The organism is Bacillus sp. FSL L8-0358, from assembly GCF_038593095.1.
GTDB lineage: Bacteria > Bacillota > Bacilli > Bacillales > Bacillaceae > Bacillus > Bacillus subtilis.
The window spans coordinates 3,608,516-3,621,201 of the sequence record NZ_CP151962.1 but is presented as its reverse complement, the minus strand read 5'-3'; the positions used below and the strand labels follow the sequence as shown (position 1 = coordinate 3,621,201).

Annotated in this window: 15 protein-coding genes and 2 pseudogenes; 14 read left to right on the top strand and 3 right to left on the bottom strand. The window is 42.0% G+C overall.

What is annotated here, in order from left to right:
* Positions 1-44 precede the first annotated feature (44 nt).
* The 14 genes and pseudogenes from tkmA (at position 45) to NYE49_RS18520 (ending at position 10,811) form a co-directional block, all read left to right on the top strand.
* Entirely contained in the window at positions 45-791 is a 747-nt protein-coding gene (gene tkmA / locus NYE49_RS18585) for a protein-tyrosine kinase activator TkmA (RefSeq protein WP_047183315.1), read from the top strand.
* Complete coding sequence (gene ptkA / locus NYE49_RS18580) at positions 781-1,497, top strand: tyrosine-protein kinase PtkA (RefSeq protein ID WP_042975530.1); 717 nt, start codon at positions 781-783, stop codon at positions 1,495-1,497. Before tkmA ends, ptkA begins: the two co-directional genes overlap by 11 nt.
* A 49-nt stretch (positions 1,498-1,546) precedes the next feature.
* Positions 1,547-2,311, top strand: coding sequence for a tyrosine-protein phosphatase (locus NYE49_RS18575; protein WP_047183314.1), 765 nt, complete (start codon positions 1,547-1,549; stop codon positions 2,309-2,311).
* A gap of 194 nt (positions 2,312-2,505) precedes the next feature.
* Complete coding sequence (gene uglF / locus NYE49_RS18570; protein WP_047183313.1) at positions 2,506-3,828, top strand: UDP-glucose 6-dehydrogenase UglF; 1,323 nt, start codon at positions 2,506-2,508, stop codon at positions 3,826-3,828.
* A gap of 203 nt (positions 3,829-4,031) precedes the next feature.
* Positions 4,032-4,818 (top strand): annotated as a pseudogene (locus NYE49_RS18565) (YwqG family protein).
* A gap of 69 nt (positions 4,819-4,887) precedes the next feature.
* The gene (locus NYE49_RS18560; RefSeq protein WP_128747261.1) at positions 4,888-4,995 is read left to right on the top strand and encodes a hypothetical protein; all 108 of its coding nucleotides are present in this window, start codon (positions 4,888-4,890) and stop codon (positions 4,993-4,995) included.
* Between the two features lie 216 nt (positions 4,996-5,211).
* On the top strand, positions 5,212-5,634 hold the full coding sequence (locus NYE49_RS18555) for a DUF5082 family protein (protein WP_047183312.1): 423 nt from the start codon (positions 5,212-5,214) through the stop codon (positions 5,632-5,634).
* Between the two features lie 8 nt (positions 5,635-5,642).
* Entirely contained in the window at positions 5,643-5,903 is a 261-nt protein-coding gene (locus tag NYE49_RS18550) for a YwqI/YxiC family protein (protein WP_010332154.1), read from the top strand.
* 18 nt (positions 5,904-5,921) lie between these two features.
* Positions 5,922-7,733, top strand: coding sequence for a T7SS effector LXG polymorphic toxin (locus NYE49_RS18545; protein WP_047183311.1), 1,812 nt, complete (start codon positions 5,922-5,924; stop codon positions 7,731-7,733).
* A gap of 7 nt (positions 7,734-7,740) precedes the next feature.
* A complete protein-coding gene (locus NYE49_RS18540; protein ID WP_046340273.1) occupies positions 7,741-8,259 on the top strand; it encodes a hypothetical protein in 519 nt (172 codons plus the stop codon).
* Positions 8,260-8,272: 13 nt separating this feature from the next.
* Positions 8,273-8,482, top strand: a complete 210-nt coding sequence (locus NYE49_RS18535) for a hypothetical protein (RefSeq protein ID WP_021480772.1) — start codon at positions 8,273-8,275, stop codon at positions 8,480-8,482.
* 131 nt (positions 8,483-8,613) lie between these two features.
* Positions 8,614-9,600, top strand: a pseudogene (locus NYE49_RS18530) (T7SS effector LXG polymorphic toxin); the annotation flags it as partial.
* A 12-nt stretch (positions 9,601-9,612) separates the two neighbouring features.
* Positions 9,613-9,966, top strand: coding sequence for a hypothetical protein (locus NYE49_RS18525; protein ID WP_015483790.1), 354 nt, complete (start codon positions 9,613-9,615; stop codon positions 9,964-9,966).
* Between the two features lie 131 nt (positions 9,967-10,097).
* On the top strand, positions 10,098-10,811 hold the full coding sequence (locus NYE49_RS18520; protein ID WP_047183310.1) for an endonuclease V: 714 nt from the start codon (positions 10,098-10,100) through the stop codon (positions 10,809-10,811).
* A 131-nt stretch (positions 10,812-10,942) separates the two neighbouring features.
* On the opposite strand, the gene chrA is transcribed toward NYE49_RS18520, so the two are convergent.
* Genes chrA through chrS form a run of 3 tightly spaced genes read right to left on the bottom strand, consistent with a single transcriptional unit; the run spans position 10,943 to position 12,559 of the window.
* Complete coding sequence (chrA, locus tag NYE49_RS18515) at positions 10,943-11,479, bottom strand: chromate resistance efflux protein ChrA (protein ID WP_047183309.1); 537 nt, start codon at positions 11,477-11,479, stop codon at positions 10,943-10,945.
* Positions 11,476-12,069 (bottom strand): chromate efflux transporter subunit ChrB, encoded by a 594-nt coding sequence (chrB, locus tag NYE49_RS18510; RefSeq protein ID WP_047183308.1) that lies wholly within the window; start codon positions 12,067-12,069, stop codon positions 11,476-11,478. Before chrB ends, chrA begins: the two co-directional genes overlap by 4 nt.
* A 13-nt stretch (positions 12,070-12,082) precedes the next feature.
* Complete coding sequence (chrS, locus tag NYE49_RS18505) at positions 12,083-12,559, bottom strand: chromate efflux transcriptional regulator ChrS (RefSeq protein ID WP_047183307.1); 477 nt, start codon at positions 12,557-12,559, stop codon at positions 12,083-12,085.
* Positions 12,560-12,686 lie beyond the last annotated feature (127 nt).

Below are 12,686 nucleotides of genomic sequence, written 5' to 3'. Positions count from 1 at the left end.
TAATCGTAGATGGAAAAGGATGTTATAAGAGATTTGGAGGTATCATGGGAGAATCTACAAGCTTAAAAGAGATATTATCAACGTTAACAAAACGCATACTTTTGATTATGATTGTAACCGCAGCTGCCACTGCTGCCGGCGGACTCATTAGTTTCTTCGCACTTACACCCATCTATGAAAATTCAACTCAGATTCTGGTCAACCAATCGAAAAATGAACGAAAAGAAGTCCAATTTAACGATGTCCAAACCAATCTTCAGTTAATCAATACGTACAATGTCATCATTAAGAGCCCTGCCATCTTAGATGAAGTCATTAAAGAAATGGGCCTGTCGATGACATCCCAAGAACTGAATGACAAAATTACCGTATCCAGCGAACAGGACTCCCAAGTGGTCAACATATCAGTCAGGGATGAAAACGCGGAAACAGCGGCTCATATTGCCAATACTATAGCATCTGTTTTTCAAAACAAAATCACATCCATTATGAATGTTGACAATGTCAGCATTCTGTCAAAAGCCGAGGTTTCAGAACATCCGTCCCCTGTATCGCCAAAGCCGCTTCTAAACATTGCCATCGCGTTTGCGGCCGGATTGGCGGGAAGCATCGGACTGGCCTTCCTGCTTGAGCATTTGGATAATACGATCAAATCGGAAGAGCAGCTCGAATCCTTGCTGGACATACCTGTTTTAGGGACAGTTTCCACCATTGCGAATGAGCAGAAAACAGCAAAGACCTTACAGGGTTTCCAATCTGAAAAAACAGGGAGTGGACATTTTGGCGCTTAGAAAAAGCAGAGACTCGTGGATGCGGAGAAATGTCATTGCAATGACAGAGCCGAAATCCTTGAACTCTGAACAATATCGGACGATTCGCACGAATATAGAATTTGCTTCAGTGGACCGGCAAATGAAATCAGTCATGATTACATCGGCTTGTCCGGGGGAAGGAAAATCGACAACGGCCGCCAACCTGGCTGTCGTATTCGCCCAACAGGGAAAAAAAGTGCTCCTGATTGATGCTGATTTGCGAAAACCAACAGTACATACGGCCTTTTTTCTTGAAAATACGGTTGGCTTAACATCTGTTTTATTAAAGAAAAGCTCTATGGAGCAGGCTGTACAAGCATCGAATGAAAAACATCTTGACGTGCTGACGAGCGGCCCGATCCCGCCAAACCCGGCCGAGCTTCTCTCCTCGAAGTGGATGAAGGAGCTTGCATACGAAGCGTGTGCGGCATATGATATGGTCATTTTTGATACGCCGCCTATTCTTGCCGTAGCAGATGCACAGATTTTAGGCAACGTGGCAGACGGTTCTGTTCTGGTTATTTCAAGCGGGAAAACAGAAAAAGAACAAGCCGCAAAAGCGAAAGAGGCGCTTGAAACGTGCAAAAGCAAGCTCCTTGGGGCGATTATGAACGGCAAAAAACTTTCGAAGCACTCTGAATACGGATATTACGGAAACAAGGACAATTTCATGCAAAATAAGTAACGTGCATCGTGCCCGTTATTTATTTTTGCGAAAAAAGGGGGGCTAGGACATGATCGATATTCACTGTCACATTCTTCCTGCAATGGATGACGGGGCAGGTGATTCGGCCGACAGCATAGAAATGGCAAGAGCCGCTGTTCGTCAGGGAATCCGGACGATCATTGCGACACCTCATCATAACAACGGTGTGTATAAAAACGAGCCAGCCGCAGTCAGAGAAGCAGCAGATCAGTTAAACAAACGTTTAATCAAAGAAGACATTCCTTTACATGTGCTTCCGGGACAGGAAATCAGAATCTACGGTGAGGTGGAACAAGACCTTGCCAAACAGCAGCTGCTTTCGCTGAATGATACAAAATACATCTTGATTGAGTTTCCGTTTGATCACGTTCCCCGATATGCGGAGCAGCTTTTTTATGATTTGCAGCTGAAAGGATATATTCCGGTTATCGCCCATCCTGAACGCAACAGGGAAATTCGCGAAAACCCGTCCTTGCTGTATCATCTTGTGGAAAAAGGAGCAGCATCTCAGATTACTTCAGGAAGTCTTGCGGGGACCTTCGGCAAGCAGCTGAAAGCATTTTCTCTCCGGCTGGTTGAAGCCAATTTGATCCATTTCGTAGCCTCAGATGCCCATAATGTGAAAACGAGAAATTTTCACACTCAAGAGGCTCTTTATGTTCTAGAGAAAGAATTCGGCTCGGAACTTCCTTATATGCTGACGGAAAATGCAGAGCTTCTCCTGCGGAATCAGACCATCTTCAGACAGCCTCCGCAACCGGTCAAAAGAAGAAAATTGTTTGGTCTTTTTTAACAGCCGATTCTCATTTCACCACTTTCTTTTTGAGAGCGATATAATAGTGTATTGTATGGTTGAATCACATTTCAGAAATCTGTACAGGCTGTACCCGACAGGCTATGCGGGAGATCATTCGCATTCATGATAGGATGTTCTCATACGATATTACGGAAGCTGCAAAGCAGCAATTTAACTGTTGGAGGGAAACAATGAATATAACAGTCATCGGAACAGGCTATGTCGGTCTTGTGACAGGTGTTTCTCTTTCTGAGATTGGACATCATGTAACCTGCATTGATATTAACGCTCACAAGATTGATGAAATGAGAAAGGGCATTTCCCCCATATTTGAACCAGGTCTTGAAGAGCTGATGAGAAAAAATACAGCTGATGGACGGCTGAACTTTGAAACGAGCTATGAGAAAGGCTTGGCACAGGCAGACATCATTTTTATAGCGGTCGGCACACCGCAGAAAAGCGACGGGCACGCCAATCTGGAGCAAATTACAGATGCGGCCAAACGCATCGCAAAGCATGTCAAACGAGATACAGTCGTGGTAACGAAAAGCACAGTGCCCGTTGGGACAAACGATTTGATTAATGGACTGATCACTGAACATTTAGCGGAGCCTGTCAGTATTTCGGTCGCATCCAATCCGGAATTTTTGCGTGAGGGGTCGGCGATCTATGACACCTTTCATGGTGACAGGATCGTGATCGGGACGGACGATGAGAAAACAGCAAATACGCTTGAAGAGCTCTTCCGTCCGTTTCAAATCCCGATTTACCAAACGGATATCAGAAGCGCCGAGATGATCAAATATGCCTCAAATGCTTTTCTGGCCACTAAGATCAGTTTTATAAACGAAATTTCGAATATATGTGAAAAGGTCGGCGCCGATATTGAAGCAGTCGCGTACGGGATGGGACAGGATAAGCGGATCGGGAGCCAGTTTTTAAAAGCGGGCATAGGCTACGGCGGCTCTTGTTTTCCAAAGGACACAAACGCCCTCGTGCAAATTGCCGGCAATGTCGAGCATGATTTTGAACTGCTGAAATCGGTTATCAAAGTCAACAACAATCAGCAGGCGATGCTGGTTGATAAAGCGCTGAACAGGCTCGGCGGGGTGACGGGAAAAACGATTGCCCTTTTAGGCCTGTCATTTAAACCGAATACCGACGATATGAGAGAAGCGCCGTCAATTGTTATTGCAGACCGTCTCGCTGCGCTCGACGCCCGTATCAGAGCCTACGATCCCATTGCAGTTGGCCATGCAAAGCATGTTCTCCCGCAAGCTGTTGAATATAAAGAGACGATCGAGGAAGCTGTCAAAGGTTCTGACGCCGTCATGATTTTAACCGACTGGGCTGACATTAAACAATTTCCGTTAGCGGCTTATCAGGATTTGATGGAAACGCCGCTCATATTTGACGGCAGAAACTGCTACACATTGGATGAAGCTCTGGTTTCAGGAGTGGAGTATTATTCTGTCGGTCGGAAGGCGGTTGTTCCGTCAGGTGCAATTCAATAGTTGAACAAGAAAGGCTGGTTGCGCACCAGTCTTTTTTTCATCTATTGCGGGGTGCTGAATACATTTGCTACTATTTAACTATTGTTTGGAAAATTATGCAGAAGTAGGGCTTCTTTAAACATTCGTTTGAAAAACATTAGAAGAAAACCAGAAAATAAAACCTTCCAAAAATAATTGGAGATGCCGGAAAAGGAGAGAATCTGATGAATCATTTGCCTGAAAAAATGAGACCGTACCGCGAATTGCTGGAGAAATCAGCGAAAGAATACGTGAAACTGAATGTGAGAAAAGGGAAAGCAGGACGATATGACAGCAAAATTGCCGGTGATCCCTATTTCCCCAAGCATGAAACATACCCGACTGATGAAAATGGACAGCCGATGAAGCTTCTGGCACAGATTAATTTCTCACACATTCCCCAGCTTGACGGCTACCCTTCTTCAGGTATCCTGCAGTTCTACATTTCTGTTCATGATGACGTCTATGGATTGAATTTTGACGATCGATGTGAACAAAAGAATTTCAGAGTGATCTATTTTGAAAATATCATAGAAAACGATGACGAGCTTGTTTCTGATTTTTCATTTATCGGCACAGGCGAATGTGATTTTCCGATTTTATCAGAAGCGGCAGTCGAGCCTGTGAAATCTTCGGAATGGGTGCTGCCTACAGATTTTCAATTTGAGCAGTTTACGGGCATGGAAACAATGGAGTTCTTTGGTCAGTTCGGCGAGGATGAAGAAGACATTTATAATGAACTGGCTGAAAACGGATTTGGCCATAAAATCGGCGGATACGCTTGCTTTTACCCAGCATGATCCGCGGGAATACGCATATAAAGAACACACCATCATGCTTTTACAAATTGATTCAGACGATGATATCGATTCAATGTGGGGAGACGTCGGCATCGCCAATTTTTTCATCACACCTGACGATCTAAGGAAAAAAGACTTTTCAAACGTTCTGTACAACTGGGACTGCAGCTAATACAAGCTTTTGATCCAAAGGGTCACACCTGATGCCAATAGGATCAGCAACGGAAATAATATAAGCCAAATGACAAAATCAGACGTGGCCGAACTGATGAAGAACATAAACATGAACAGAGGCAGATCAACAGCATCTGCCTCTTTCAAGTGCCTTTATAACTATGACATTAGGTGATTTCATTTTATAAAACGCTTTTATTAGCTGTATAACGAACAAAAACAAGATCAAATACCTACATTTCAAGAGCGTTATATGCCTAAATTAAGCCATTTACCCTATTTAAGCCGCCTTCTGGCTATTTTAAAATATAATATATGGAAATAAAGTATGGAAAAGTCTATCTTCATCAGCCCCTCCATACGACTTTTTGAGTATTAAGAGGTGATTCAGATGGGTTATGAAAGTATGCTAGCGGATATCAAAAGTTCGCTCAACGGAAAAATTTCCGACGTGGAAGACAAGATCGAAAAGCTGAAAAAAGCAAAAAAGGACATAGACACGCTGCAAGAAGAGGCAATCACTGAAATCAAAGAAATTGTAAAACCAGAATTGGGCAAGCATTGGACGGGAACAAAAGCCGATGATTTCGACAAGGGAAGAGAAGAGGCGAAATCGGAAGCATCTAAGATTGTGAATGATAAATATAACGAGTATATGTCTTCGATTAGTGGAGAAATTTTTAGTCTTGAGTTAAAAAAAGCTAATTATGCAGCAGAATTGGTTATAGCAAATGGTGCAGCAAATCTTCTTGAAAAGGGAGAAGATTTCGTAGAAGAAGCAGGAAGACAAATTAGTAAACTAAAATGGTGGTGATCTTTTTTATGTCAGAAATTAAGCTGAAGTACGATACAGTCATCAAAACATTAGAGTCTGTCAAAGATGCGCTTGCTGACGTATCAATTGGCGCCGCAGGATCCAACGGAAAAAACAGCCTCGATTATACGAAAAAATATCATGAGCGTGAGGAGAACATCAAAACCATGCTCGGAGATTATAAAAAAGCGGTACAGAAAAATATCGAGGATACAAAGGATAATGTAGATTCACTCAAAGAGCAGGACGAGGCGATCGCGGTAAAATAGAACAGAAAGGGCAGTGCGATGAGTAAAGTATTTGAATCAAAATCTTTAATCGAAGAAGCGAAAAGCAGAAAAAAGCAATATGAGACGCTTGAAGAGCAGCTGAATACGCTGAAAAAAGCGTTTCAGGGAGTTGCAGATTTAGGCGACAATTTTAAAGGAAAAGGCGCGGACAATATTAAAGATTTTTTTCAGGGGCAGGCGGAAATCGTAGACAGCTGGCTGACGCTTGTCTCTGCTCAAATTGCGTTTTTAAATGGCATTTCAGGAGATATTAAAGATCAAGAACTGAATGATTCATATGTGGAAACTTCTTTTTTGGATCATGAGCTGCCCAATGGAGACCTGAAAGCCTCAGAGATTGTCTCCGCTCATAAAGAAGAAATCGATTCTATTTTGTCAGGCATCAGCGATATTATTGATCTCGACATGTACACGCTTGATGACTATGCAGATAAGATGGGCGATGCCCAAAAAATCAGACGTGACACGATCACAGCTGTCGATAAACTTGATGAATCCCTGACCACTGAATATCAAAATTTAGAATCTCTGGACAACGCAGTGCTCACCAAATATTCCGTTCTCATGCAGGCCACCAGCAACGGGAAGAGCGCTTCTCCTATGTACTATGACAAAAAAGCCTTCCACAGCAATGAAGTCTACAAAAGCGTCATTGAAGTAGAAAATCAAGGAACAACCTATATCGATGCAAAAACCCAGCAAGCAGAAGCAAGACGGCTCCAGGAAAAAGCCGAGGAAGAAGCAAACAAACCGTGGTACGAAAAAACATGGGATGGAGTTTGCAACTTTACTGGAGAAGTCACTGGCTATTATGATTATAAAAGAGCAACCGAAGGCGTTGATCCGGTTACCGGAGAAAAACTCTCCACCGCAGAACGTGTGACAGCAGGAGCTATGGCCGCAGCCGGATTTATACCAGTCGTCGGCTGGGCAGGCCGGGCCTTCAAAGGCGGAAAAGCCATCTACAAAACCGGAAAAGCAGCTATCGCTGCTGAACACGCATTAGACGCCTACAAAACAGGCAAATCCTTAGACATTCTCAAAATGACAGAAATGGGCGCATACGGCCTTGTTGCGTCAAACGGATTCTCAGAAGCCGTCACGGGACGGGATATGTTTGGAAACAAAGTGTCTGAGGAAAAGCGGAAAACGGGTGCGCTGGAAGCGGCATTGAGTTTGGTTGGTGCTGGTGCATTGGCGAAGTCGGTTGACAATACGCTATCGATGGGAAGAAATCTTGATAAGAGTTATTCTTTTTCTAAAATTAAGCAAAGTGGTCATATAAATAAAGAACAGATTGTTACTTCGACTGGCCATACATTTGACTTAAAGCCAGAGAAGAAACAATTATATACGAAGAAAGTAAATAATGATAAGTTACAATCAAGTAAAAAAGCTGTCGATCCTGTCGAACAATCAGTAAGTTATTACAGAGTTCAAGGAGGAGGAGCGGGAAATAAAACAAGTCAGTATAGAATTAAAGTAAATAGTGATGGAAGCATTGCTATTCCTATTAAAAATGCTGATTTAAACATAAGTGCTTACAATTTAGAACACGCTAAATATTATCGAGATGTAGCAAGACCAGGCGGAGAAATTGTAGAATTTAAGGTACCTAAAGAGGTTGATGATTTAATCAAGGAGACAGTAATTGATCAGTATGGATATACTAAAAACCCTCGTAACCAGGGGAGAACTGCTCCAAAGCTTGTTGATCCTACGACACCGGGAGTTAGTTATGAACTTCCGGCGGAACCATGGATAGAGTGGTTAGAGGAATATGGGCATTCAGCCAAAAAAATAGAATGAGAAAGTGGTGTTTTCGTTGTTATTAAAACCGGAGTATGCCCAAAATATAATAGTCGGGGTAAAGACTTCTTCTCAATTCTCATGGTATCTAACAGAAAGAGATGTTTGGATACTAGATATCATAAAATATAAAGAAGCCTATGAAAAAAACGGGTTTAGTTTTGATATGGACTTTGCTCTTTCTCTAAGAAATAACATTTCAGTTGTAAATGAAGATAATTATCGTCTTTATTTAAAAGAATATACTGACTATATTATCCCGTCTTCAGAATTAAAGAAGTTAGTTGAACATCAGGATTATGAAAGTACTATTCTAGAATTAAGGCCATCATTATATATAGACTTTAATCAAAAAATGCTTCTTTCGCTGTATCCTGAGTTATTACCTTTTGAAAATTATGTTCCTAATAATTGGACAGGGGTTCGGGAAGACTTTACTAGTTATATTCCTGAAGAGGATAGATACTGGATTTTTGATGATGTAAATTATATAGACAAAGTTTTTAATGAGAAAGAAAGAGAGTAAAGGAGAAAATAAAATGTCAAAAGATGATAGCTTGGTAATAATAAATGAAAGTTTTAAAAAGGAGGGTAGTGAAGAAGATATAGAAGGATTAACAATAATGATTGATGGGGTTATAAAGCAGGTTTTTAATAAAATTAGAAATGAAAGAAATTATAACAGTAATAATGAAGTTATGAGAGATATTATATTTGAAGGAATTAATAGTATTGTTAAAAAATCTTAAGGCATTATTAAAAACAAATAAACGCTTCGAGTTGGTTTGATTTTCTACCTTGATTGGCACTGAAGCCTTTCAAGGTTTTTTTATTAGTTTGTTGTCCACTGTTTTATATAGCGTAAATAAGTATAGGCTTTGAACGCGTCACAGTCGGCACCATGGCAGCCGGATTTATACCAGTCGTCGGCTGGGCAGGCCGGGCCTTCAAAGGCGGAAAAGCCATCTACAAAACCGGAAAAGCAGCTATCGCTGCTGAACACGCATTAGACGCCTACAAAACAGGCAAATCCTTAGACATTCTCAAAATGACAGAAATGGGCGCATACGGCCTTGTTGCGTCAAACGGATTCTCAGAAGCCGTCACGGGACGGGATATGTTTGGAAACAAAGTGTCTGAGGAGAAGCGGAAGCAAGGGGCGCTGGAAGCTGTGCTGAGTTTGGTTGGAGCCGGTGCACTGGCGAAACATATTGATAAAGGCATCCCGCTTGCAACCCATTCAAAAGTTCAAACAGCTAACAAGACATTAGAAAAAGTAAAACAATTCAAAGTCCCAACAAACGTCCGCGTGTACGCAGAACGCCCTGTAACTCCGGATGGCTTCACATTCGGAATCCCAACAGTCCGTGTACATGTGGAAAAGACGGCTGTTAAGGATCTTGGGATTGTGAAGATGGTTAGTGATGGCGGTCGTAAGGGAAGTTCTCATAGTCCTAACATTTCTGAAAATCACGATAAAGTAGCGCACGATGGATATTATGGTCGTAAAGAATTTAGAACGATGCTTAATAATGCTTCGTTTACTCCGCATGGCCATAAACATGTTAAGGCTAAAACACCTGAAGAAGCAAAACGTTTTAGTATGACAGGTAAAAAAGCTGCTCAGTACTTACCAGATGTGAATAATAAAGCTTTAGAAAAAGAGGCACTTCTAAAAGGTCATATTATTGATAATGGAAATAACAACTATTATTTCATTTATGATGCAGGAAAAACAGTCGGTTATGATCTAGGTACACCAACAAGCTGGATTAGAGCGGAGTTTTCTGGTGGTGAATATCATGGTCATCCGATTGCTGGAAGTCGATTAGATAAGTATTTAAAACAACTTGGTATTGATAAGTAATAGGAGGCTTTTATGAGAAAGATAAAAAAAATGCCAGAAATAAGTTTACAACCCTTAAGGATTCCAAAAGGATGGACCATAAATCAAAACAGTTTTAGAGAAATTGATCCGAAAAAACTAGCACCAGACGATGAAAAATGGTTGTTTTTTTCACAAGATTTAATGCAATTAACATACTCTCGTAAAAATTACTTACTTGATTTAGGTTGGTATCCAGATGCGGATGCTAATGGATTTTATCAACTAGTTATGATGCAAAATGAGGATTGGGATCAACCCATGTATGAATTTCAGACAAATAGCCATATTGAAATAGTTAAAAATATAGAATTTATATTAAACAAAGTTACGAATAATGAAATGTAGTTAAACATTTAATTAAAACTATTAATAAAGTTTGTAGAACCTGGAGTTGTAAGTTTTCAAACAATTTTCAAAGTGAAAATGAATACAAAGAAAAACAGACACTAGTTAACAGGAGGTAGGATTGATTTTAGATGCATGTTAAACAAATACATTCTTTCAACCTAAACAGAGAAGAATTTGTAAAAACACAACAATCCCTTATCCATAAAATCAACCTATCCCACACGATCCATCCCAACTCCATCAACACCTGCGCAGGCGTCGACCTGGCCTATTGGGAGCAGGATGGAGAACCGTACGGGGTGTGCAGTATTATCGTGATTGATGCTGATACAAAAGAAGTCATTGAAAAAGTGCACAGCATGGGGAGAATCAGCGTGCCGTATGTTTCGGGTTTTCTTGCGTTTCGCGAGCTGCCTTTGATCATCGAGGCGGCGAAAAAGCTGGAGACGGAGCCGGATGTCTTCTTGTTTGATGGCAACGGATATCTGCATTACAACCATATGGGCGTTGCCACCCATGCGGCTTTTTTTCTCAATAAGCCGACGATTGGGATAGCGAAAACCTATCTCAAAATCAAAGGCTGCGATTTCGTGACGCCTGAAAATGAAATAGGTGCATACACTGATATTATCATTGACGGCGAGGTATATGGACGGGCGCTGCGAACGCGGCGGGATGTGAAGCCTATTTTCTTGTCTTGCGGAAATAACATTGATTTAGAAAGCAGTTATCAAATTACGTTGAGCCTGCTTAATCAAGAAAGCAGACTGCCGATTCCTGTCCGCCTGGCTGACCTTGAAACACATGTTTTGCGAACGTTTTATCAGAAAAATCACGTGTAAAACTTGCAGGCCGGAATCTGCAAGTTTTTTTAATGATTCCTATATACAGGACAATCTGTGAATGAGAGGAACCATATATCAAACGACATTTCTGGACCAAAATAAAAAAGCACCTGTCCAGGTGCTTTTTTCTATAAATGAGGGATCACAAGGCCCCCATATAAAAACGCCGCGATAATCAAAAATGCCGGATGTATTTTGAATTTTGTCATGACAAGGAGCGAAATTCCCGCAATCACGATCGATTGGACCCAGCCAATCGCTTTGATGCCGTCTGCGCCGATTTGCCAGGTAAGAATGAGCATCATGACCGCGATGACAGGCTGGACGGACAGCGTCATGCCTTTGATGACAGGTGATTGGCGGAAGCGCTGGATGATGCGCAGCAGGACGATCAATGCGAGCGCCGACGGTACGACGGTTGCGATCAGGGCAATTAGGAAGCCGGGCCACCCGCCTGCGCTGTAGCCGACATACGCAGCGATTTTCGTGGCGATCGGGCCCGGCAAAGCGTTCGCAAGTGCTAGCATATTTGAGAATTGATCGTTTGAGAGCCAGCTGTATCTGTTTACGACTTCTTCAAACATTAGCGGAATAGACGCAGGTCCGCCGCCATATCCCAGTAGGTTTGCGATAAAAAACGCCATAAATAAATAGATCGATATCATGAGGCTGACATTCCTTTATCTTTTGAATGTTTATTTGTGATTTTGTCTTTCAGTTTAAAATGAAACGCCCCGTACGCTAAGAAAATGATAATGACAAGGCCGGGATTAATCTGTAAAGTTTGCAGGCCGATAAAAGCGATGATAAAAAACAGGATGCCGGTGACCCAGCCGAAACCTTTTAGCGCTTTTTGGCCAAACTCGTACGCCATGATTCCGAGCATTACCGCAATTACCGGCGTGACGGCACCAATCATGCCTGCAACAATTGCTGAATGGCTTAACACATTTACAGCCGCAAACAAGCCCACCATCGCAAGACATGTAGGCAGAATGTGGGCGAGGGTCGCCACAATTGCACCTAATGTGCCTTTTAGCTTAAAGCCCAGATAAGCAGCCATTTTGGTGGCAATCGGTCCGGGAAGCGCATTAGCGATTGCTAATATTTCTCCGAATTCATCATCGTCAATCCATTTATACTTATTGACCGCTTCATGGCGGATCAGCGGAATCACGGAAGGTCCGCCGCCGAACCCTAATATGCCGGTGCGAACCATTGCGGCCGTCATATCCCGATAAGGATGGTTTTTCATTCGTTTCTCTCCTTTACAGCTTCATTCCCATACGGCTTTTGTATCGTTTGATCAGCATCTGGCAATCAACACTGACGACGCCTCGCAATGGATACAGCCGTTTTGTTAAAAATTCTTCCATTTCTTGATCGTTGGCAAAGATCCCATGCATATGCAGCTTGCTCGGGCCTGTCATGTGATAAAGGCTGGTGACCGCAGGCTCTTCCTCAAGCTTAAGAGCGACGTCTTCTAAAAATTGCGGTTCTACCTCGACATTGAAAAACACGGAAACATGAATGCCGATTTTAGCGGGATTGATGACAGCGGTGAATTTTTCAATAACACCGGCTTCAATTAATTGGTTGATACGGGCCTGGACGGCGACCCGTGACAAATCGACTCTTTTGCCAAGATCCGTATAAGAAATTCTGCCTTCTTCATGCAAAATCGTGAGAATTTGTTTATCAGTCTCATCAAGTACAAGGTTGGGGATTTGATATTCATGACTCAATTGCTCCACCTGCTTTCGTAGCCTTTTAGACATCATTTTACCATAAAAATTACGTTTCGAAATTATAATTTTTCATTTGTTTTCGAAATGAATGTCAAAACATCTTATTATTTGCGAAAGGAAGAAA